Origin of the sequence: Lachnospira hominis (ex Hitch et al. 2025) (genome assembly GCF_040096395.1) — a bacterium.
Taxonomy (GTDB): Bacteria; Bacillota; Clostridia; order Lachnospirales; family Lachnospiraceae; genus Lachnospira; species Lachnospira hominis.
Window position 1 is genome coordinate 142,894 of sequence record NZ_JBBMES010000005.1, and the last position, 22,398, is coordinate 165,291.

General features: G+C 47.4%; 15 protein-coding genes. 1 reads left to right on the forward strand and 14 read right to left on the reverse strand.

Features of this window, described 5'->3' with window-relative positions; all coding sequences use genetic code 11:
- Window positions 1–80: 80 nt before the first annotated feature.
- From WMO38_RS06820 to WMO38_RS06835, 4 genes are all read right to left on the reverse strand, one after another.
- Window positions 81–695 (reverse strand): GNAT family acetyltransferase, encoded by a 615-nt coding sequence (locus tag WMO38_RS06820; protein WP_349161962.1) that lies wholly within the window; start codon window positions 693–695, stop codon window positions 81–83.
- Window positions 679–888, reverse strand: a complete 210-nt coding sequence (locus WMO38_RS06825; RefSeq protein WP_055195782.1) for a hypothetical protein — start codon at window positions 886–888, stop codon at window positions 679–681. The genes WMO38_RS06820 and WMO38_RS06825 overlap by 17 nt, the downstream gene beginning before the upstream one ends.
- Before the next feature lie 104 nt (window positions 889–992).
- Entirely contained in the window at window positions 993–1,835 is an 843-nt protein-coding gene (locus WMO38_RS06830; protein ID WP_055195783.1) for a DUF6674 family protein, read from the reverse strand.
- A gap of 77 nt (window positions 1,836–1,912) precedes the next feature.
- Window positions 1,913–2,236: a hypothetical protein gene (locus WMO38_RS06835; protein ID WP_055230553.1), complete on the reverse strand. Its 324-nt coding sequence runs from the start codon at window positions 2,234–2,236 to the stop codon at window positions 1,913–1,915.
- A gap of 111 nt (window positions 2,237–2,347) precedes the next feature.
- Between WMO38_RS06835 and WMO38_RS06840 the strand changes: the two genes are divergently transcribed.
- A complete protein-coding gene (locus WMO38_RS06840) occupies window positions 2,348–2,569 on the forward strand; it encodes a helix-turn-helix domain-containing protein (protein WP_055195787.1) in 222 nt (73 codons plus the stop codon).
- A gap of 108 nt (window positions 2,570–2,677) precedes the next feature.
- Here the strand turns inward: WMO38_RS06840 and WMO38_RS06845 are convergent, their stop codons facing one another.
- The 10 genes from WMO38_RS06845 to WMO38_RS06895 all read right to left on the reverse strand — a co-directional run bounded on the left by WMO38_RS06845 (window position 2,678) and on the right by WMO38_RS06895 (window position 22,391).
- A complete protein-coding gene (locus WMO38_RS06845; RefSeq protein WP_055195789.1) occupies window positions 2,678–12,643 on the reverse strand; it encodes a helicase-like domain-containing protein in 9,966 nt (3,321 codons plus the stop codon).
- A gap of 47 nt (window positions 12,644–12,690) precedes the next feature.
- Complete coding sequence (locus tag WMO38_RS06855; protein ID WP_055195791.1) at window positions 12,691–13,038, reverse strand: helix-turn-helix domain-containing protein; 348 nt, start codon at window positions 13,036–13,038, stop codon at window positions 12,691–12,693.
- A gap of 17 nt (window positions 13,039–13,055) precedes the next feature.
- Complete coding sequence (locus WMO38_RS06860; protein ID WP_227064068.1) at window positions 13,056–13,373, reverse strand: hypothetical protein; 318 nt, start codon at window positions 13,371–13,373, stop codon at window positions 13,056–13,058.
- A gap of 80 nt (window positions 13,374–13,453) precedes the next feature.
- Window positions 13,454–15,568 (reverse strand): type IA DNA topoisomerase, encoded by a 2,115-nt coding sequence (locus WMO38_RS06865; RefSeq protein ID WP_055195793.1) that lies wholly within the window; start codon window positions 15,566–15,568, stop codon window positions 13,454–13,456.
- Complete coding sequence (locus WMO38_RS06870; protein ID WP_055195795.1) at window positions 15,559–16,125, reverse strand: MT-A70 family methyltransferase; 567 nt, start codon at window positions 16,123–16,125, stop codon at window positions 15,559–15,561. The genes WMO38_RS06865 and WMO38_RS06870 overlap by 10 nt, the downstream gene beginning before the upstream one ends.
- Window positions 16,126–16,196: 71 nt before the next feature.
- The gene (locus tag WMO38_RS06875) at window positions 16,197–16,694 is read right to left on the reverse strand and encodes a hypothetical protein (protein WP_349161963.1); all 498 of its coding nucleotides are present in this window, start codon (window positions 16,692–16,694) and stop codon (window positions 16,197–16,199) included.
- A 22-nt stretch (window positions 16,695–16,716) separates the two neighbouring features.
- Window positions 16,717–18,375, reverse strand: coding sequence for a CD1107 family mobile element protein (locus WMO38_RS06880; RefSeq protein WP_055195799.1), 1,659 nt, complete (start codon window positions 18,373–18,375; stop codon window positions 16,717–16,719).
- Entirely contained in the window at window positions 18,362–18,634 is a 273-nt protein-coding gene (locus WMO38_RS06885; RefSeq protein ID WP_055230552.1) for a hypothetical protein, read from the reverse strand. The genes WMO38_RS06880 and WMO38_RS06885 overlap by 14 nt, the downstream gene beginning before the upstream one ends.
- Window positions 18,635–18,675: 41 nt before the next feature.
- Complete coding sequence (locus tag WMO38_RS06890; RefSeq protein WP_055195805.1) at window positions 18,676–21,315, reverse strand: CD1108 family mobile element protein; 2,640 nt, start codon at window positions 21,313–21,315, stop codon at window positions 18,676–18,678.
- A gap of 113 nt (window positions 21,316–21,428) precedes the next feature.
- Window positions 21,429–22,391, reverse strand: coding sequence for a DNA-methyltransferase (locus tag WMO38_RS06895; protein WP_055195813.1), 963 nt, complete (start codon window positions 22,389–22,391; stop codon window positions 21,429–21,431).
- Between the last annotated feature and the right edge of the window lie 7 nt (window positions 22,392–22,398).

Consider the following 22,398-nt stretch of genomic DNA (forward strand, 5'->3'; position numbering starts at 1 on the left):
AAGACGGTATTCCTGAAATAAAAAAGGTGCATGGCTATTGATACTCTTTCCATACACCTTTTAGTTGCTATTAAATTGTATTAGAGCAAGCGCAGCAGCTGCACAAGCTCATGCGGTTCTGTTGTTCCCGATGCAGTCTGACGTGTATCAAACTGTGAGAAACTGTTATCCCGGTAAAACGATAATAATTTTTCCTCTTTTTCTGCTTCTAAGAATGTTACCATTCCGCCAAACATATATTGTGTTTTTTCAATTATCATCCAAGCCAGTTCGATAAGCTCTTTTCCGGCAATCTCTCTGTTCCTGCCATCTGCATAATTTTTCCCAAGCTGAGCTATAAGATAAGCAGACATGGTATAGGTATCCGACTTTACATCTAATTCACTAACCCGCAGCAATTTTCGTTTCGTGGTATTGCTTACTGTTTCACCACGGATTGTCAACGGCTTTAATGCAAGCGTAAAATAACCTAACATTTCTCCATTATCCTTGGAAAAAACAAGATATGTAACCGACTGATTTTTTTTGGTAAACTCTATTGCTTTTTTTTTCAAAAAATGTTCTACATCCGGATTCTTTGGACAAGAAAATCCGGAGAGCAATTGAATAAGCGCAGACTCCCCGGCTTCATGGTCATCTCCCAATGCCAAATACTTACGGATATTGATTGCAAAAAACTTATCCGTTATTGGCATTTAATTTCTCCTTTGCTTTCTTTTCTCTAAACCTCATAAACTCTCTCAATTCATCCTCAGTTTCAATGAATTTTACATTTACCGGAGTACGGACAGGACGGTTTTTGGCAGATTCTTCAATCGCATTGACGAACATCTCCACCTGCTCCTTGCCGGAAATGACAAAATTCTTCGTGATACTTGAAGTTGCCATATAAACACCTCCTTTATTAGTATGGCTCATCTTCGGTTAAACATACTTCTCTAACTATATTTTATTATCCAACTGCCGTTTTTGCAACAAAATTTTTATGAATTTTATATGACTGCCTCCTTTCCCTTTTCTTTCTTCTTTTCCATATCCGGCTGCCTGTTCTGCGTTCCTGCCTTTTCCTGCATTTGTGCCAGCTTTTCTTTTAAGGAAGTTCTTGTACCCTTTTCCGCTGCTTTCTGTGGCTCAAGCCTGCTGTAGATTTTATCCAATTTTTCAGACATTCTATCAATACTGTCAAGATTCTCTTCCAGCCTAGCAATGGCTTTCTTTACAGGCTTATTAACTGCCCTTGTCAGGGCAACGCCTGACTTTTCGTCAGACGCCTCTTTTGTGCCTTTTCCAGCCAATAGTCTGCCCACGTTGGAAACGCTGTTCCCAATCTGCTTTAATTCATCTCCAATACTGTCTATCTGGTTAGCTGTCTTTTTGTAGTCCATCATCACATCAACCAGATGCTCCCGGCAGTCTGCAAGCACTGATTTCACGCCAGAAATTCCTTTTTGTAACACTTTGCACATTTCCGCCTTTCCTTTTTCCTTAAAAGCATTGAATGCCTGTGTTGCTGTTTCTGCTAAATGATCTTTTACTGCTGACAAGCGTTCCGACAGGTTTGCGATTTTCTCCTGAAGGTGTGTCACCTTATCCACAAGGCTCTCTGTGACCGTTTTGGGCTGGTTTTCCCGCAACTGTGAGAGCTGCTCCTTGACACCCTGCAGCTCGTCTGTCATCACGGCAAGCTGTAGCTGCATACCTGCCACATATTGAAAAAGCTCCATAAAATCTTGTGACTGTTCTCCCATGCCCTGCCGGTTAAGCAGTCCCATGAACTGCTTTAGCGCATCATTTTCCTCTATGTTCTGTTGTGTATTCTGTTTTGCTGTTTCCATTCCTGATACCTCCATCTGTTTTTATTCACAATAAAAGCAGCCATTTCTGACTGCTTTTTTCGTACTGCCATATTTTTTTAACACTCTGCAACACCCTTTATCTTTTCTATCCTTGACATAAACTGCTCTGAAAAATCCAGTTCCTTTAATAAAGACTCGTCATGTGAAACAAATCTGTCCCTGTATCTGTTCATAATGTCCAGCATCATTAAAAAGCAATCCTGATGATACAGGAAACTTATCAAGCAGAACAGATCACTTTCTTTCAGTTTCCCTATTCTGAAATAATTTTCAAAATCATATTCATTTGCAAATTTGCAGAACACTAATTGTTCCAGCAGTATGTCCTTATCCTCTTTCGTCTGTGAAAATAATTGTTGCAATATTTGTTCCTTTTCCATATTTTCTCCTTTTGCATAATAATCTCCGATTTTGGTAACTATAATCATCTCCATTATAGGAGCATAATAAAACATATTCAATAGAAAACCGGAAGGAAAATATCGCAAATAATGATAAAATTCGACAAACTCTTTAAAACCTTAAAAGAAAACGGTATAAGCCAGTACAGTCTTTACACCCATTACGGTATCAGCAGGGCGCAGATTCAGCGGTTGAAAACCAACCAGTCTGTCACTACCCACACGCTGAATGTGATACTGAATATTTTAGGCGAGGGATTTACCCTTAATGATATTGCAGAGTTTACGCCTGATGAAAAAGAGGAAGAATAACTGTTATAAACATTCTCCCTCTTTTTATTTTGCTAATGTATGTTCTCTTTCTCCCTCCTGTCTGCTTAATGGAAACGGCAGCTTTTCACAGCTACCCGTTCAAAATAATTATAAAATTTCTGCTTTATCCTTTGCTTTTTTTGGCGTGGCTTTATCTGCATCTCCCTCGGCAGCTTTGACTTTGAACGCTTCCAGCTTTTCCTTTAAGGATACCCTTGCTGCAGGTACATCCGTATACTGCCTGCCGCCTTTATTCTGCCCCGTATCCGTCAGTTTCTCCGCAAGCGGGATATTCTTTGCAGAACGGTCTGCAACCTCTCTATCTCCCTCTGACGTTTCCGGCTCATCTTCCATGCCGATCCCGTCATTGCCCTTTTCGTCCATGTTAAGCAGGGCATTTAAGGCAGACAGACGGTCTAACTTTTCCGCTAATTCCTGCTCCTGTGAAAAAGGCTTCTGCACTTCCGCTTTTGCTGTTTCAAGCTGATGCTCCACGTTTTCAAGTTTGGTCTGCGCTTCGGCAAGCTGTTTCGGCATAGATTCCAGAGCGTGATTGATACGGGCAATGTTGCCGAGTGGGTCTGAACCGATTTCCAAGTTATGGCTTAACTGCCCTTTTAAGTTCATCACAAATTTGTGGTTGAACGAATCAAAAGACACCGCCATTTTAAACCCGGCATATTCCCCGACTGTTGCAGGCACATTGACTGTTTTCATTTCCTTGCACATCTCCACAAGTGCAGCTCCGGCTTCTTTTTTGTCCGTATAAGCCTTATCCCCGACTTTCATAAAAAACTGCTCTTTATCTGCCGGAAGTTTTGCCTTTGCGGTCTGAATGTCCGCCTGCATACCGCTGATACGCTCCTTCAGAATGGCGATCTGCTGCGGATAGTGCTTTGCGATATTGTCCTCCAGACGGTACTTCTGGCTGGTGTGGTTGGCTTTCATCAGCTTCAGCTTTGACACCTGAATATCGAGATCCATCTTTTCTTTTATATAGGGATTGCCCGTTGCCAGAGCCTTTACTTCCGCATAGGTCAGTGCAGCCTCGTCCACGTCCTCACAGCTTCTGACCGGGGATTTGCTCGTCATGATCTGCCCGATGAATTTCTGCTTGTTTTCGATGAGCTGCCACGAGTAGCTGTCAAACGTATTCTCTGTCACATACCGGTAAATCTTTACCTTTGGATTCATGTTGCCCTGCCTTAAAATACGCCCCTCCTGCTGTTCGATGTCGGACGGACGCCACGGTACATCGAGATGATGTAAGGCAATAAGCCGATCCTGCACGTTGGTTCCGGCTCCCATTTTCTGCGTGGAACCCAATAAAAAACGAACCTGCCCGCTTCTTACTTTTGCGAACAGCTCCGCTTTCCTTGTTTCCGTATTTGCATTATGTATGAACGCTATCTCCTCCGGCGGTACTCCTTTCCCGATCAATTTGTTTTTTATGTCATCATATACATTAAATGTGCCATCCCCCTTCGGTGTGGAAAGGTCACAAAAAATTAACTGTGTGGACTTCTGCTCCTTTGTCTGCTCCCATATCTCAAATGCTTTTCTGACACAGGTACTCGCTTTTGAGTTTTCATCATCAGGAAGCATATCGTTGATAAGCCGCTGGTCTAACGCTAACTTTCTCCCATCGTTGGTAATCTTGAGCATGTTGTCAACCGCTGCGTCCACTTTCCTGTCACGCACCGCCTCCGCACGTTCCGCAAGCGATGCCACCATATCCTGCTGGTATTCACTCGGCTTTAACACCACGTTTTCATACTCTGCTTCCGGCACAGGCAGCTTTAACATATCCGGCGTCTGAATATCTGCACTTTCTTTGAATAGGGAAATAAGCTCCGGCAGATTGAAGAACTTCGCAAACCTTGTTTTCGCCCTATAACCTGTTCCCTCCGGTGCAAGCTCTATGGCTGTCTGTGTTTCTCCAAAGGAAGATGCCCAGCTGTCAAAATGCCCAAGCCCCAGCTTCTGAAGCGTGCCATACTGGAGATAGCGCATATTGGTGTATAATTCCGTCATGCTGTTGCTGATCGGTGTGCCTGTCGCAAAAGTAACTCCTTTGCCTCCCGTTATCTCATCGAGGTACTGGCACTTTGCAAACATATCCGAGGACTTCTGTGCCTCTGTCTGTGCAATGCCCGCCACATTCCTCATTTTAGTGTAAAGGAACAGATTTTTATAGTTGTGGCTCTCGTCCACGAAAAGCCTGTCAACGCCTAACTGCTCAAAGGTCACTACATTGTCTTTTCTTGATGTATCATTGAGTTTTTCAAGCCTTGTCTGGAGTGCTTTTCTTGATTTCTCCATCTGCTTGATTGTGTAACGCTCCCCATTGTCCGCTTTTGCCATTGCAATCGCAGTTTCAATTTCGTCTATCTGACGCTCGATCATTGCCGCCTGCCTTTCCTGTGACAGGGGAATTTTCTCGAATTGACTATGTCCGATAATGACCGCATCATAATCTCCCGTGGCAATCCTCGAACAGAATTTTTTCCGGTTGGCAGGCTCAAAATCTTTTTTCGTGGCGGCTAAAATATTAGCTCCCGGATAAAGGCGCAAAAAATCACTCGCCCACTGCTCTGTCAGGTGGTTCGGCACGACAAACAGGCTCTTTTGACATAAGCCTAACCGTTTGCTCTCCATTGCCGCCGCTGTCATTTCAAAGGTCTTTCCCGCACCGACACAATGCGCCAGTAAGGTATTATCCCCGTATAAAACGTGTGCTACTGCACTTTTCTGATGTGGCTTTAGCTCAATGTCCGGTGTCATGCCGGGAAATTTCAGGTGTGAACCGTCATATTCCCTCGGTCTGGTGGAATTGAACAGCTTATTGTACTTTGCCACTAAGTCCTGCCGCCTGTCCGGGTCACGAAAAACCCAGTCCTTAAAGGCTTCCCTGATGGTATCCTGCTTCTGTGCAGCAAGGGTGGTTTCTTTCTTATTGAGGACTCTCTTTTCCTTCCCGTCCTCCTCTATGGTGTCATATACCCGGCTGTCTTTCAGATTCAGCGAATCCTCTAAAATCTGGTAGGCGTTCCTGCGGCTGGTTCCATAGGTCATGTTCACAAGCGCATTTCCGTAATCCGCATTTTTGCCCTTTACGTTCCACTGCCCCGTCACGTCCGAAAACTGTACGCCCATGATGTTCCTGTCAAATAAGTGCTGCGGCGTTTCAAAGGTGTCACGCATGAAATCCTCCAGATACTCCGGCTTTATCCATGTTGCCCCGATGCGCACCTCAATCTCGCTTGCATCAAGCTCTTTTGGCTGTACCTGTGTAAGTGCCTGCACGTTGACGGCATATTCCGGGTGGTTCTCCGCATAGACTTTTGCTGTTTCCAGCTTGTCACGGACATTGCCGCTTAAATACTCGTCCGCAGTTTCCCATTTGTCCGTTACGGGATTGTTAAAGATTACCCCGGTCAGTTCCTCTTTTATCGTGTCAGTGCTTTTTCCTGACAGCTCCGCCATATAGTCAAGATCAACCCTCGCCTTTTCCGACAGCGAAACCGCAAGGGCTTCGGCTGCGGTGTCAACGCTTGTGACAACCTCGGCTTTTTTAATGGTACGCTTGGTGAACATATCCGCTTTACCCTTAAAATTGCCCTCATCGTCCAGCTTTTCCAGCGAACAGAGCAGGCAGTAGCTGCTGTCCTGGTTAAACGCCCTTTTGTTGGTCTGTGAATTGATAAGTCCGTACTTTTTGGAGAAAGCATCATACAGTGAATTTAATTCTGCCTGCTTCTCCTTAATGACGGTATCCGGATATTCCTGAAGCTGCACATTGATCAGCTCCTGCGTACAATCCCTGATGCCCACCATTCCTTTAATACGCTCCAGCATGGAATCTTTCATGTCCACAGGCTTCATGACGGAGTTTTCACGGTAATAAACCTTATCATCCACAAGCGTATAGCTGTAATTCTTCACGTCCGGGTCTGCCGGAATGGTCTGGTCTGCCATCTCTCTGTCAAACTCATCAAGCTCCATTTCCTCAATTTTCCCGTCAATGCGGCTTACCGCTTCCCTTAACTGCTCTGCAAAGGGTCTGGTGGTATCGGGTGTGCAGGTGCTTTCCATGCCGTATTGCCCGCTTACCATTTCCATTTTTCCCACGATCATCTCCGGATGCTCAGTAAAATAGCTGTTCATGGCAATGCCGTTTTCATCTTCCGACAGATGCACCCACTCCGGCTCCAAGTCCATTACCCGGTCACGCTTCTTTAAGAATAAAATATCGGAAGTGACTTCCGTTCCTGCGTTCTCCTTAAACGCTGTATTGGGAAGCCTGACCGCACCTAAAAGCTCCGCCCTCTGTGCAAGATACTTTCTGACCTCCGGACTTTTCTTGTCCATTGTGCCCTTGCTTGTCACAAAGGCAACCACACCGCCCGGACGCACTTTATCCAAAGCCTTTGCAAAGAAATAATCGTGTATCAGAAAGTTATTTTTGTCATACTGCCTGTCTGCCACCTTATACTGACCGAAAGGCACGTTGCCGATTGCAATATCAAAGAAATCGTTTGGATAATCCGTTTTTTCAAAGCCTGTGATTTTAATATCTGCTTTGGGATAAAGCTGCTTTGCAATCCTTCCGGTAATTCCGTCAAGCTCCACGCCGTAAAGCCTGCTTTCCTGCATCTTCTCCGGCAGCATACCAAAAAAGTTGCCGATGCCCATAGAAGGCTCTAATACGTTGCCCTTTTCAAATCCCATGTTTTCCAGTGCTTCATAGATGCTGCGGATAATCACGGGGCTTGTGTAGTGGGCATTTAAGGTGCTTTCCCTTGCGGAAGCATATTCCGCATCGGATAAAATCCCCTTTAATTCCTGATATTCATTGTGCCAGTTCGCTTTGGTTTCATCAAAGGCATCGGCAAGACCGCCCCAGCCAACATACTGTGATAAAATCTCTTGTTCCTCCGGCGTGGCGGTGCGGTTCTCGCTCTCGATTTTTTCAAGGGTGCGTATGGCTTCCACATTCCTGCGGAATTTCTCTTTTGCACTGCCAATACCGAGGGCATCGTCCGTGATATGGAAATTGACTGCATTTTGCCTGTCGGTCTTTGGCTCCTGCTTTTGGACATTGTGTCCTAAAGTGTCCGGTTCTGACTTCTGGACATTCTGTCCGGAAGTTTCCGGCACTTCATGCGAAACACCAGACAGCTCATCATTTTTACGGTTAAAATCTTCCCATACTCTCCCTGATACGGCAGAAAAATAAGGAGATTGGTTTTCCATAATGTCAAACTCAATCTCTTTCAGTTCTTCAAGGCTTTCTGCCCCTGCGATTTTGTTATGGAGCTGGTAATATAACGCTTCCCTGCCAAGTATGCCTTCCAGCCTGCTAAGCTCCGGCTCCGGCATACGCTCCCAAATATCATTTTTTTCGGTATGAATGGTAAAACCTTCGCCGTCATCATGGTATTGTAAGGTATATTGCAGTTTGTCATGCTCTCCACGAATATCACACTCAAAATCATATACCGTAGTCCGGGAACCTCTGTTATAATCCTGACTGATCAGTACAAGATTCTGTACGTCCTCCGCTGTCAATGGCGGTTCTGCATTTTCATAAAAGGGCGTCTTGGCAGCCTCCACATAACTCCACTCGGCAGCTTCCTTTTCCGATACTTCCTTTTCAACCTGTGCAAGATATTCCTCCGCTTCTTTTCTGTCAGCAAAGGTATGTACCGTTCCGTCCCCATCGTGATAATACTCCTCACGGACATCATCCCAAATGGCAAAATTCTCCCCCGGTGCAAAGGCGTCGCTTGTTTCTGTTACGGAAAATCTCTTGTATGGCTCAACCTCGTTTTCCTTTGCAGCCTGCTCCGCAAAAGCAAGCATGGCATCCGCTTCTTTGTCAGCTTCTCCATTCTCCAGCTTTTCACGGACTGCATCGGTGTCAATATCAGGGAAATCATCACTGCCCTCAAAGCGTGAAAATACTTCCGCTTCGTGTCGGTCAATGTCCCTCATGGCTTCGATGTCTATGAAATCATCTTCTATTTCCTCCCTGTCCGGCTTATGGTCATATTCAAAATGCGTATTCCCGTTTACCTCTGCATAGAAGAAATCGCTGTCCTCTGTGGAATTGCAAAGCAGATAACTGTCCTCACCGGACTTCCATTCATCTATTTTTATACACTTCTGCCCGTCAATGGAAATGGTTTCCGGTTCCAAATCCTTCCGCATTACAGAAGGATTGACATCATGTCCATAAGTTTCCTTTCCTGCCTGCTCCCTTTTGTATTCGCCTTGTTTCTGCATAGAGCTGAATACCATCTCATCATATCCGATCACATCAATCAGATCTGCATGGGTATCTATATATTCCTGCGCCAGCCCACGATTGATAAAAAACCTGTTATGCTCCGGGTAGGGTACAAGAAGCCCGTCCTCCCCCTGTGTCACAAGACGGTAACGCACTCCATCCCTGCCATCTGCATATTGGTGGGTATAAAAACCTATCCCCGGCTCTGAATAATCCTCTGACGATTCCAGCGCAACTGTGGTTTTCTCCACTTCTTCTACATCAACAGCAGCAAATTCTAAGGCGTAATCTTCGCCGCTTTCCTTTGCCCCATCCAATGTTTCCGAAACAGTAACCGGGCTTGCATCTGTATGGTGGGTATTATATAAGGCATACCCCTCCGCTTCCTTGTCAATCCATAGAAATTCCCCGTCAGGCAGCTTTGCGCTCCACTCCGTAGGCTGTCCGTTTTCATCATCACCCTCATGTATGATATGCCACTCTAATTCCCCTTCAGAAATATCCAAAACATCATTCTGCTCCGGTTCCTGCACCTGCTCTGCTTCTGCCTGTACCGCAATCTCCTTTTCATGCTCAATATATCTTCTTGCCTGATTGATAAAGCCATTCAGCACAGCAGGGTGTGAAGCGGCAACAATATCCCGGCTTTCATACATTGCATAAGGCGTGATAGACTTTGCCCATTCTTTGTTTTCCGGGGAAATCCTGTCCTCCTGTCTGCGGTGCATGACAGTATTTGCAAGCACATAGCTGACACGTTCTATCCCGTATTCCTTTATGACACCCTCCGCTGTTTCCTTTGGCAGACGGTATCCGTCAAAGTTTTCAGTGATTGCCCTGTCTATGGCATCTTTACAGGCAGCCTTTGTATCACGCTCTATTTTTTCCTGTGCCTTTTCAAGCTCTTTCTGCGCCTGTTCTTCTTTATATGCCGCAAATGCTTCTTTTCCCTTCGGGGATAAATACTTATCTTCCTGAATGAGCTTACGGATACGTTTCTCCACCACTTTCCAGGATAACAGCACCTCTGAATAAGGTTCTGATAAATTTCCTTTTTTCAGACTGATGCCCTTGGAATCGTGATCCTCCCAACTGTGGTCAGCCCCGGCAAGCGCATGGGAGCTGCCGCCTATTCCATACTCATGTTTTAAAAAATCAGCAGCATCTTTGCTGTTATGCCCCTCCATAAAATAATCATAGATACGGAATGAGCCATGATGATAACCACTCCCCCTGCCGAGCCTGTGGTCTATCTCGTCCTGCGTGATGAAATCCTCTTTTTTCACTTCCACCCGGTCATCTGCCGGAAAAGTTTTCTTTTTCAGGAGCAGATTATCAAGCTCATCCCGCAGTTCCTCTTTGGGCATGACAGAACGGAAACGCAGCTTCTTTTCCCCCATTTCAAGCTGGTGCAGTGCCTTATCCATGTACGAAGCTGCCATATCCACACCCTCCGGTGTCGATAGAAGCTCCACTAATCCTGCATGGGAATCCGGATAATTTGCAGCTTTCAATTCCAGTTCTTCCGGCATTTCCTCCATACCGTCACGGAAAAAGAAATACAAGTGGTTTGCAATGCGCCCACGCTCCGCCTCGTCTACAAGGTAGACTTCATTTGCACTCATATAAGTGCCGTTCTCCACCTGTGAACGTATCTGTGTTTCCAGCTCCTTCCAGCTCATGGTAAACCTGGGATTTTCCAATGCCGATGTGCCATATCCGGCTGTCATTCCCTGCTCATCAAACCATACCGCTGTCTGTTTTCCGTCAAACTCAAAGCCTTTTCCGGTGGTTCCGTATTCCTTTTTCAGAAATTCCGCCATTTCCTCCGGCGTCTTGCCCTGACAATACTTGGCATAGATACGTTTCCGACTGTTGTCCCTGCCGCCCCCGCTTCTAAGGATTGCGTCAAGCTGCTCCTGCGGTATCGGCATTGCAGGCGGCACTTTAGACACTTCCTCAGCCTGCTTCATGGCGATATTTCCTACCTGCTCGCTAAACATGGTAAAGAGGTCAAGCTGTTTATACATTCCGTCCATATCAATCTGCTCCGCCACTTCTCCCGGCAGTAAATACACACCGTCCTCCATATAGGAATTGACAAGGAAACGGGCATCTTCCCATGACAAAAGCGTTTCATTTTCTGCCCCGGCTTTTCCCGTCATGTTGATGTAAAGCCCTTCTTCACCGGCATGGAAACCTACGGAAGTACCAGCCACATCCAGCGCATAATATGTGCCGAATGGAAAGCAGTTCCTAAAATATTCCGTTTGCAGCCTTGTATCCTGCTCCATTGCAAAATAGCCTGCAATCTCCGGTCTTTTATGGATCAGAAATTCATCAGAACATAAAATGCCTTTCCGAAGCCCGGTAACATCTTCATTTGGAACAGCCTGATCGTTATCCAAAAAAGAACCGGATAATGAATTGTTTTCACTATCCGGCTCCTGCTGTTCTTTATTCTGTTGTGTACTGTTTTCTAACTGTAGATCAGCTCCGTCAGCACGGTTTCCTCCGCTGAATGTCTGATGCTGTTCATCAGTCCCACCCATTTCATCTGATCGGCTGCTTTCAGTGCCTCGTCCACTCCCTCTGCTTTTGCCATCTGCTGTGTCAGGAAGTCCATTCTCTGCTCTGCCTGCTCCTGTATCTGAAGGCAGTGTGCTTTCAGCTCGCCCGTCAGCACCATGCCCTGATAAATCCCTTTCCGGTGTTCCTGCAAGAATTTCTTTCTCATCAGCCCGTACTTCGTGAGTGCCTGTTCCGGCTCCTCGTTCGGCATCAGGTTCGGGATCAGATAATCCCCGTTCTTCTCGTATGTCAGTTTCATTGGCAATGCCCTCCGTTTCTTTATGGTCAGTAGTTTCCGTTTCATTTTGTATCTGTGTTTCGCTTTCACGCTTTAAAGCATTATAGTCCGCTTCTGCTGTATTTGCAAGCGGAATTTCATCTAAATTTTCGGCATTTTTTAAAATAGTGCCGGACTGCTCTAAAGCCGCTTTTTCTTCTGCCCTTTTCCGGGCAGTCTGACGGTCATAGGCTCTGATTGTATTACCGATTTCCATAAGAAGCGGCTTGCACATTTCCGTTGTGGCACTGCCAAGCACGGATAAGGTCTTTGTGGTATTAAATTCGCTGATATTGTCAAAATCAAGCTCCTCTTTCCACTGCTCCATATCCGCACCGCAGCGTGACAGAATGGTATAGGCAATGCTTGATGCAAGCGTGTCACGCAGCCGGATTCCCACATTCAGCTCGTCAAGCTCCTCTAAAAAACTGCCCTCTCTGACATAACCGATTTCCGGAAGCAGCTCCTCATAATAGTCGGACGCTATCCGCTCCGCAAGCTCTATCAGCCTTTTTTCAAAGGGCATCTGTGCGTCTGTTTCTCCGTAAATATTTTCAAGCCGAGCAAGCACCACATCCTTATGTTCCTCCCTAAGTTCCCACAGGTATGGATCACGCCCGATTCTCCTTGCTTTATGCACATCGGATACATCAAAGACATATTTTAATCTCGGACGCTCGCTGTCCGTGTCAATCAGGGCGATCCCCTTTGCCCCACGGTTTACCCAGCAGTTCATTTTTTCATTCCATGTTTCAAGGGAAGCGCAGGCACTCGCATCGGGTCTTTGGGCATAGATGAGCATCTGCTCGTTAAAAGGATATTTATACAGCCTTGCAGCCGTATCAAGATATTTCATCCATTCCTGCCCGTTCCTTGCGATCTGCTTTGCGGTTTCCTCCGCCAGCATGGAAATCATCTGATATTTTGTTGTCATAGGCTTTCCTCCAAAAAATGACGGCGGGACTGCTCCCGCCGCCCTGTTTAATCATAAAATCCGTTTTCCTCAATGCCTTTTTCCAGAATGGAAGCAATCAGTTCATCCGGTTCCACTCCGTTGATCTCACTAATCACAATCAGCTTTGCAAGGGTATCCTTCTTTATGAAAACCGCATACTGTTCCTCATCCGGACACAGCTCACGCACGCAGATGCCGAGTGCGTCCGCAATCCTGCACGCTGTCCCGATGTCCGGCTCCTTTATCCCGGCAAGGATATTTAAAAGGGTATTTTCGTGGATGCCGGACAGCTCCGCAAGCCCCGGAATACTCATATCCATTTCTTTCATCACATTTAAAATCTTATCCCCTGTACTGTAAACTGCTGTATTCATACCGCTTATCCTCCTTCTCAATTTTCCTGCCCTGCCTTATTCCCAAAGGAAAAGGCTGCATTTTCCTTATTCTTTGTTACGGTAAATTTTGCTTTTACCTCTGCCACCTTAGACTCCAGCACCGAGAACATGGCTTCCACCTGCTCCGGCGTATACTCATAAGCCGACCTGTTTGCAAGGTTCTCTATCCTTCCAATCGCATCAATCGCCTTATTCATGCGGTACTCCCCAAGACGGATAAATTTATCCGCTTTGGTTTCCTCTGCCTTTGCTGCAGGTGTGCGGTCTGCAATTTCCCCGCTGTTTAAAGCTGCATTTTCCATAGTTTCACTCATATTCAATTCCTCCGTTTTTCCTGAAATTTAAGGGCATACAGACTGTTCCCGTATGCCCTGTATGTACTGTTATTCTGTTTCTATTTCTTACGCTTCGGAAATTCCAGCCTAACCTTATACTGTGATCCCCTGATTTCCTTCCCGTCTTTGGTGTAGGAATAGTCCTCAATGCCTTCCGGGATAAGATAGGCATCATAGGTGCCTTTTTTCCCTTTTAAGCCTTTTACAAGGGTCTTTTTCCCCTCCAGCATACTCTTAATCTGGCTGTCGGAAAGAACGGCTCCCATTGCCCTTCCAACATTCATGCCACATTTATTCTTACAGTAGGCTCCAAACTTCCCTTTTACCACATCACCGCCGCACTTCGGGCATTTGCCTAACGCAGTTCCTGCGTTGATTCCCTGTGCGCCGCCTCCGAACATGGATTTCTGCTCCTCGCTGACACTGTGATAGGTCTGCACAAGGTCACGCACCATATCCTCAATACCGCCCATAAATTCCTGCATGGAATATTCACCTTTTGCCACAAGGGTAAGGGCATTTTCCCAATCCGCTGTGAGCTTCGGGGACTTCACCACATCAGGAAGCACGGTAATCAGCTTCATGCCGTCCTCCGTGGGGAGCATCTGTTTTTTCTCACGTTTTACAAAACCGTCCTTCACCAGCTTCTCGATAATGTCGGCTCTGGTGGCAGGCGTGCCAAGCCCTTTGCGTTCCACATTATCGCCCATGTCCTCTGCTCCGGCTCTCTCCATTGCAGACAGCAGGGAATCCTCCGTGTAATGCTTCGGCGGTGTCGTGTAATGCTCGCTGATCTTCGTCTGCATGTTCTCAAAGGTCTGTCCCTCTGTAAGCTCCGGCAGCTTCTTTTCTTCGGTGCTTTCTTTTTCCTCTATGGTCTTAAAGGCACGCTTGAAAGCATCCTCAAAATCTTTCCAGCCGTTATGCGTGACCGATTTACCGGAAGCATGAAAAGTATGACCGCCGCAGGAAAGCTCTGCCTTTACCGTTTCATACAGATGTTTTTCCCCCGTAGCACACAGTAACCTGTTGGCCACAAGGGATAAAATCTTTCGCTCCGGTTCCGGCAGCGTGGAAAGGTCAGCCTTTGCAATCTCCATTGTGGGAATGATCGCATGGTGGTCTGTGACCTTTTTGCTGTTCAGCACACGCTTGATGTTCGGATTGAACATCACATCTTCCTGAAAAAGAATGGAACCAAAAATTGCTTCGATCACGCTCTTTGCAGTCTGCTCCATATCATCAGATAAATACTGGCTGTCCGTTCTTGGATAGGTGGCTAACTTTTTCTCATAAAGGCTCTGCACATACTCTAAGGTCTGCTTTGCGGTAAAACCAAACAAGCGGTTAGCGTCCCTCTGAAGCGTGGTAAGGTCATAGAGCTTCGGAGGGGCAATGCTTTTCTGCTCCTTAGCTGCGGAAGTTACAACTGCCTGTCCGTTTTTGCACGCCCCGGCAACAGTTTCCGCTTCCGCCCTGCTGTTAATCCTTCCCGTGGCTGCGTCAACACCGCCGCAGAGGATATGTGCCATGAAATACTGTTCTTTCCTGAAATTCATGATCTGTGTTTCCCTCTCAACCAGCATGCCAAGGGTGGGCGTCTGCACCCTGCCCACCTTTAACACCTTGCCGCCATACAGCACCGTAAAAAGCCGTGTTCCGTTCAGTCCCACAAGCCAGTCTGCCCGCTGCCTGCAAAGGGCTGACTGATACAGACAGTCATAATCGCTGCCCGGCTTTAGATTTGCAAAGCCGTCACGGATTGCGCTTTCCTCCATTGAGGAAATCCACAGCCGCTTCATGGGCTTATTGCAGCCTGCCATCTCATAGACCAGACGGAAGATAAGTTCTCCCTCACGCCCTGCATCGGTGGCACACACCACGCTGTCCACTCTTGTATCGTGCATCAGCTCCCTTAACACCTTATACTGTGCGGCAGTATCCCGTTTGACTTCATGCTGCCAGTTCTCCGGTATCATGGGAAGGCTCTCATACGTCCACTTTTTCCACGCATCAGAATAGGCATCCGGCTGTGCTAATTCCACCAGATGCCCCACGCACCACGAAACGATAGAGCCGCTTCCCTCCATGTATCCGTCTTTTCTCTCCTCTGCCCCGATGACACTGGCAATCTGCTGTGCCACGCTGGGCTTCTCTGCTATCACTAACTGCATAATCTGTTTCCTCCTTTAAATTCAATGTCTGAATCCACTTCATTTCCCCACACGTCAAAGCCTTCCGCTTTTCTGCGGGCAAACAGCTCAATCTTTGGTACATCGCCCATGAGCCTCCTGATGCGCTCATGGACTTCTCCCGGTTTGCGGCTGTGTTCCTCGATATGGGAAACCACAACCTGATGCACTCCCGCATCCACCCGTTTCGGGCTTCCCTTTGTGGCAAGGATACAAAGCTCCACATTGCTGCGTGTCCAGTACCCCATGCCCCAGAACAGGGAATCGCTCTTTTTATTCTGCTTTACCCACACAAACGCTACTGTTTTATAGGTAAAGCCCCATGCCCTTATGACTTCAAAGCCTTCCAAAAGGCAGGGGAATGTCACCCAAAGAAATAAGGCACAGTCCTTTTCTGCTATGTCAGCTACGGGAAGTGCCTTAATGTCCTCAATATTCATGGTGGGATAGTGGCTTTCTGCACTGCGTCCCAATCCTTTTTTGGAATAAACCTTGTACTGCCACGGCGGGTCTGCCAGTATCACTGAATATTTCTTCATAATTCCTACAGCTCCGCCTCCTTAGATTTACTTTTACTCTGCGTCTTTTGGGCGGGCTTCTGCGTGACAGCTTACGCTTTCTTTTCTGCAAGCCTGCCCTTTACCGACTCCCTCGGACGCTCCTTATAAGCCTCCACCATTTTCTTTAAATCGGCATTGGCAATGCTGTTTTTCTCTGTCCCCCATTCCTTTTTGCCGTCAGGCTTTTCTCCGACCACAACCGGACGGCGCAGCGTTGTATGCCCCTCCGCCGGGAGCTTGATCCACATCCCTTTACCAAACTTATCCTCGTGGACATGGTTTGCCTTTACCACAAAAGTCTGCCACGGTCTGTGATCATTCTTATCGGGATTGGGAACGAGTATTTCCTTGTACTTATTCCCGTCCTTCCCCTGAAATTCCTCCCCGACACAGCCCTTGCCGAATTTCATCGTGATCTCCTTAAATTCCTTCTTGGGGCTTGTTTCTCTGTTCTCCTGCCCTGCTTTTTCCGATGCCGCAGCCCGCTTTGCGGCAATGTCATCAAGCACGTTGTCCACCGTTTCTTTCATTCCTGTTTCTTTTCCCATTCAATGCTCCTCCTGCTTTTCCTTATTCCGTGGTATCCGCCGCATCGCTTTCCCTGTCATCGTCAAAGAAATCATCATCGGAGCTGTCCTCCTGCTCCTCATCTTCATTCTCATATTCTTCCGTATCTTCCTCGTCCTCATCTTCGTCCTCGATGAAATCCTCTTTCTTCCTGCGGACTACCTTAAAATAATAAGCTCCGCCGATAAAGGCAATGGCAAGGATACCTATGATGATATAAGAAGCAATAGGGCTGGCTTCCTCTCCGGCTTCTTCCTCCGGTTCCGTTTCCTCCGTGCTTTCTTCTTCGGTACTCTCTGACTCCGTATCTTCCTCCGGCTCGCTCTCCTTATCGGTATTGTTGTTTGGCAGTGCGCTCTCCGTTGTCGGGATTGCAGATTCCAGAGCAGCGGAGTTTTTCGGTAAGGTTTCGCTGTTGTCGGAAGTGGTGTTCAGAAGGTCATTTTCCGTAATCTCCGTCAGGAAATAAACCATTTCCTCCTCCCCGTCCCTGTCAATAATCAGATAAAATACTTTATCCGATGCGGTCTGAATAGTGTAAAACTCCTTGCCCTGTTCAGACTGTTCCTTATCACCGCTTTCTGCCGCTTCCGCAGCATCTGCTTCAGCAAAAGCCTGTTTCTTCTGTTCCTCCGGTGTCTGTGAAATGGTATTGCCGTCACTGTCCGTCTTTGTATGCTCTGTCACCGTTCCCGTGGCACTCCCCGGCTTGGTGGCTTCGGCGTTGACCGGGAGCTGCTCTGCCGGATTCTCATCACTCTCATCGGCAGGGTCTTTGTAATACGGATTTTTCGTCTTATAAACTTCCGACATATTTCCGGCATTGTCCATTGCGGAAATGGTAAAATACTCGTATCCTGCATCAAACTGCTGTAAGCGGATATTCAGGGTTCCGTTTGTCAGGTCTGTAAACTCATAACCGTTGACATACACCGCCTTTGCGCCGGAATCCGTATCATGCACCTGAATACTTAACAGTCCGTCACTGACCGCCGCATTGAGGGTGGGCTTCGTGGTGTCAAAACATTTCATTGCCCGGTTTCTCTCATATGTATTGCCTTTCTGGTCTGTGACCTGCACATAGACGGTACAGTTTTCAGAAATTTCCAGCTTCTTATCTTCCGTCACGTCCGTCCAGCTCCCGTTCTGCCCTACTTTTGCCTGTATCATGGCAATTTCAAAGTTGCCCGTGTGTGCCGTATCGGATACGGTAAACGTAACTGTTGCCCTTTCGTTGTACCACCCGCCCGGACTGTTGATGTTAATGACTACATTCGGAGTCTTGTATTCACAGTCCCTGTAATCTGCGGCGCATACTTCACAATCCTTGTCATAGTCATATGCGCTGCACTTTTTCTCACAGGTACACACCGGCTCTGTTACTTCATTTCCGGAAACCGTACCGTTTTCCGTACTTTCCTCTGTTGTATTCTCCGTGCTTTCTTCCGTGCCGCCCTCTGCACTCTGCTCTGTGTCGGCTTCCGTCTGCCCTGTGCTTTCCGCAGGTTCCTCTGATACTGCTTCCTGCTCTTTGGAATCCTCCGCATGGACATTCACTGCATAATTCCCGTTCAGGGCAAAGCCCACTGCGGGCATACAGAATAATACTGCTGATAAACCAAGCGATAACACCGCTTTAGTTGATAACTTAATTTTTTTCATGGCTTACTGCCTCCCTTTCTGTTTGTCTTGTCTGTTCCTCCTGCTCCTTCTGCTTTAACAGATGCAGGATTTCTTCCTCACTGACTTTATTCAGCAGAATCAGCCTGTCCAAAGAGATTTTATTCTTCTCAATGAATTTCATCTTTTCTGCGTCCTCTGCCATCTGAAGCTGCTCCTCCAAGTCCTTCTGCCTTTCCTGCAGCGTTGCAAGCTGCTGCCGGACTTTCTGAAGCTCCTTTTCAATCCTTTCCTTTGTCACATCATTTCTCCTTTCCATGCCCCGTTAAAGGGCATTTATTTCTAATTCAATCTGCCAAACGCATAAAAATGGCTCTGCCAGTACGAGGTATTGATATTGGAATACTTAATCGGATCGCCTGCATGTATCATCACACCGTTTCCGCAGTAAATTCCCACATGGCTGACTGCACCGCCTGAATTGTATGTACCCGTAAAAAAGATAATATCTCCTGCCTTTGCGTCCGCTGCCGGAACCGGAGTACACTGGTCATAAATGCCCTGTGCCGTGGTTCTTGGAAAATTGTGTACGCCGCTGTTGGTAAATACCCAGCAGACAAAGCCGGAGCAGTCAAAGCTCGTTGACGGTGACGAACCGCCCCATACATACGGATAGCCTAGATATTTTGCTGCTTCCTCCATAAGTGCCTGTACGGTTTCATCATTATAAGAATCAGGCGGTATGGCACCTCCCCCGCCGCTTCCGCTTCCCGGTGTTTCCCCGTACAGCGTTTTTTCTCCTGCTTCAAAGTAAAATAACGGGTTATAATATTCCCCGTTATACAGACATTCGATATGAAGGTGGCTTCCGGTGCTGCTCCCCGTGTTTCCCGTTGTTCCGATTACCGTTCCGTGTGTAATGTCCTGTCCGGTACTGACGCTTAACGTGTCCATGTGGGCATATTTCGTACAGTATCCTTTGCTGTCCTCAATTACCACATAGTTGCCGTAGTAATCATCGTAAGCGGCTGTTGTGACGGTGCCGTCCATCGCCGCATAGACCGTGGTTCCTGTCGGCACTGCAATGTCAACGCCCCTGTGAAGCTGCTCCTGCCCCGTGACCGGATTGATGCGCCAGCCGTAATAGCTCGATACATAGTTGTACCAGTAAAGGTCAAGCGGTGTGTAAAACTGCTGTACCAGCCCGTGTGTTTCGTTATAAAAAGCATAAATCTCTTTCTGCTCCTCATTCATGTGTCCGGCTGCCACCACACCCAAATCCTTTGCGGTAAGCGTGACCTCTAAAATACTGACTTCGTACTCATATTCCTCCTCTGTTTCCTCCCCCGTTTCCGGGTCTGTGACCGTTCTTGTGCCTGTCCTTGTTTCCGTGGTCGGATTCAGGGTCAGCTCATACATCTCGTCAAAAAGGCTTTCTATTTCACCCTGCACCTCTGCCGCCGTAAATTCCGTATAGACTGCGGATAAATAGCTGATTAAGGCAAAGGGATCATGCCCTATGGCATCCAGATTGTAGCGGTATTCGTCATAATCCGGATAATCTGTTTCTATGGCATCAATTTCTGCCTGCAGGTTCTTTTCCAGCTCGGAAAATGCCAAATCTGCCGCATCCATCTCCGCCGGGACGCTCATATAGCTCCCTGCCAGCGTGGTACTCATGCCGTCCGAAAACATCGCCCCGCAGGACGATATGGAGGTCATAATCATAATCAAAAGCACCGCAAAGGCTCCTATCGTCACAAGCAGGGCAGCGTGTTTCTGTGCGGCTTCCTGTAACTTCTTTGCAACCGTTGTGGTAAAGTTGGCAGATTTTACCGCCGCTTCTTTTGTGTTCTTCGCCGCCTGCCCTGCCCGCCTTGCCTTTGCATACTCACGTTTGATGCGCTGTTTCTGCAGTCTTTTCTGCAGCTGCTTCTTTAACGTCTTTTCCTGCATTTCCGGGTTTTCTTCCAAAAACTTCCGGTAACGGAAATTGACCTCTTTTTGAAACTGCTTTTTCTCCAGCTTCGCCACTTTCTCACGCCGCCTTTGCAGCCTGTTTTTATGGTGCCGCTTCACAAAGCGGTACGCATCTTCGGCTTTCTGCTCACTTTTGTGTGCGCCCTCCACGCCTGCGTTTTCCTTTTCCACTTCGGCAACCTTGCCATGTGCATAATTGGTAAACTCTGATCCGGCTCTGCCCGCCATCCTCTTTACCGGGCTGTCCGGTTTAAAGGGCTTTTCCTTTTTTACGGCGGTCAGCACATACTTTGCCCTGCCTGTCTTTTCATCAAAGACACGCTCAAGGGAATACTCCGTTTTCTTTGGCAGCTTCCGTCTTGCCGCTTCTGTCTTTCTTCCGGCTTTCTCCGCTTTCTTCTGTAACTTATCCAGCTTTTTGCTGCCCTGAAACTCCGTTTTTTCTCCCTCTGTAAAGGCATTGTCTTTTGTATTGAAATCCTGTTCAAAATCAGAGGTTTTCGTCCGTTCCCTGTCCGTATGCTCACGCTGTTTCCGCCTGCGGTAATGCCCCCTTTTCTCTGCCTGATGATAGGTGTCCCTGCGGCGGTAATCATCGCCGGACTGCCTTTCTTCCTGCGCTGTGCCATTGTCCTCCGTAAAGGTACTGTTTTCCTTTGTAAAATCACTTTTCTTCTGACTTCCGGCATCCGCATTTTCAGACATTTTGTCACTCTGCCCAAAAGCACCCTGCTTCCGGTGCTGCTTTCTCTGCCCGCCTTTTGCCTTCCTGCTGTCAGATGTTTTTGTCTGCTTTTGGACATCCTGTCCAAAAGTTTCCGCCTGTCCCGACCTTTGGACATTCTGTCCGGAAGTGTCGTCTGCATCTCTCGGCTGGTGTACGCCGGACTGCTTCTGCTGTGCCTTTTTCGGTGCGGCAGTTCCCTTTACGGAGCTGCCCCCGGCAAAAGCATTGCTATCCTCTGCAAACCCAGCCGCCTGTGCTTTCTTTATCTCTGCCATTAAAATTCCTCCATGTCTATCTGCTATCCAATGCCTGCCCCTTTCTGTACCGCCTGTGTCATGATTCTTAAAATCCTTTACGGAATGAAACAGCCTCTTATCGTTTACTCATGTCAATCAGCCTTATTTTCATATCCGCCTCCTATCCGTTCTCCTGCAAGGACGCAGTATTCCTCATTCAGTTCAATCCCGATATAATGCCTGTCGTTTCTTACTGCCACAAGCCCTGTTGTGCCGCTTCCAAAAAACGGGTCAAGTACAATGCCGCCCTTTGGACAGCCTGCAAGGATGCACCTCTCCACCAGCTTCGGGGGATACGCTGCAAAATGATTTCCCCGGTAAGGCACTGTGTTGATCAGCCACACATCCCGGCAGTTCCTGACAGGAGAAATGTCGCTTTTCTTAATTTCCCCCGCTTTCCGTGGCTTGTTGAGCTTCTGTATTCCTGCCTGCCCCGGCACTTCGCCGGAATATTTATGGCTGCTTCCACGTCCTCCCATGTACCGCCTTGCCGTATCCGCCGCTATCGGCTCCGAAATCGCCAGCGCATCAAAATAATATTTCTGTGACTTGGCAAGCAGGAAAATATGCTCATAGCTGCGTGTCAGCCTGTCCTTTGCACTTTCCGGCATGGCGTTCCCTTTCTGCCAGACAATATCATTTCTGAGATACCACCCGCTGTTCCTGAGTGCAAATGCCAGCATCCACGGGATGCCGATTAAATCTTTATGTTTGCACCCTTCCACATTCCGGACTATGGAAACATTCTGACCGTTCCTGCCTTCCGGGTTCTTCGGGTCTTTATAGCCCCCTTTGCTCCCCGTACCGCAGTATGTGTCGGAAATATTCAGCCAGCAGGTTCCGTCCGCCCTGAGTACACGGTAAACTTCCGAAAAAATTTCCGTCAGTTTCCTTATATACTGTTCCGGCGTTGCTTCCCTGCCGACCTGCCCGTCCATGCCGTAATCACGCAGCCCGTAATAAGGCGGCGATGTGACACAGCAGTGGACGCTTTCAGAGGGCATATCTTTTAAGGCGTCAAGACAGTCATTATGGATAATTGTGTCTGTTTCCATCACTTTC

Coding starts and splice junctions, on each gene's coding strand:
- WMO38_RS06820 (WP_349161962.1), bottom strand. CDS start 695: ATGCCAATAACGGATAAGTTTTTTGCAATCAATATCCGTAAGTATTTG.
- WMO38_RS06825 (WP_055195782.1), bottom strand. CDS start 888: ATGGCAACTTCAAGTATCACGAAGAATTTTGTCATTTCCGGCAAGGAG.
- WMO38_RS06830 (WP_055195783.1), bottom strand. CDS start 1,835: ATGGAAACAGCAAAACAGAATACACAACAGAACATAGAGGAAAATGAT.
- WMO38_RS06835 (WP_055230553.1), bottom strand. CDS start 2,236: ATGGAAAAGGAACAAATATTGCAACAATTATTTTCACAGACGAAAGAG.
- WMO38_RS06840 (WP_055195787.1), top strand. CDS start 2,348: ATGATAAAATTCGACAAACTCTTTAAAACCTTAAAAGAAAACGGTATA.
- WMO38_RS06845 (WP_055195789.1), bottom strand. CDS start 12,643: ATGACAACAAAATATCAGATGATTTCCATGCTGGCGGAGGAAACCGCA.
- WMO38_RS06855 (WP_055195791.1), bottom strand. CDS start 13,038: ATGAATACAGCAGTTTACAGTACAGGGGATAAGATTTTAAATGTGATG.
- WMO38_RS06860 (WP_227064068.1), bottom strand. CDS start 13,373: ATGAGTGAAACTATGGAAAATGCAGCTTTAAACAGCGGGGAAATTGCA.
- WMO38_RS06865 (WP_055195793.1), bottom strand. CDS start 15,568: ATGCAGTTAGTGATAGCAGAGAAGCCCAGCGTGGCACAGCAGATTGCC.
- WMO38_RS06870 (WP_055195795.1), bottom strand. CDS start 16,125: ATGAAGAAATATTCAGTGATACTGGCAGACCCGCCGTGGCAGTACAAG.
- WMO38_RS06875 (WP_349161963.1), bottom strand. CDS start 16,694: ATGGGAAAAGAAACAGGAATGAAAGAAACGGTGGACAACGTGCTTGAT.
- WMO38_RS06880 (WP_055195799.1), bottom strand. CDS start 18,375: ATGAAAAAAATTAAGTTATCAACTAAAGCGGTGTTATCGCTTGGTTTA.
- WMO38_RS06890 (WP_055195805.1), bottom strand. CDS start 21,315: ATGGCAGAGATAAAGAAAGCACAGGCGGCTGGGTTTGCAGAGGATAGC.
- WMO38_RS06895 (WP_055195813.1), bottom strand. CDS start 22,391: ATGGAAACAGACACAATTATCCATAATGACTGTCTTGACGCCTTAAAA.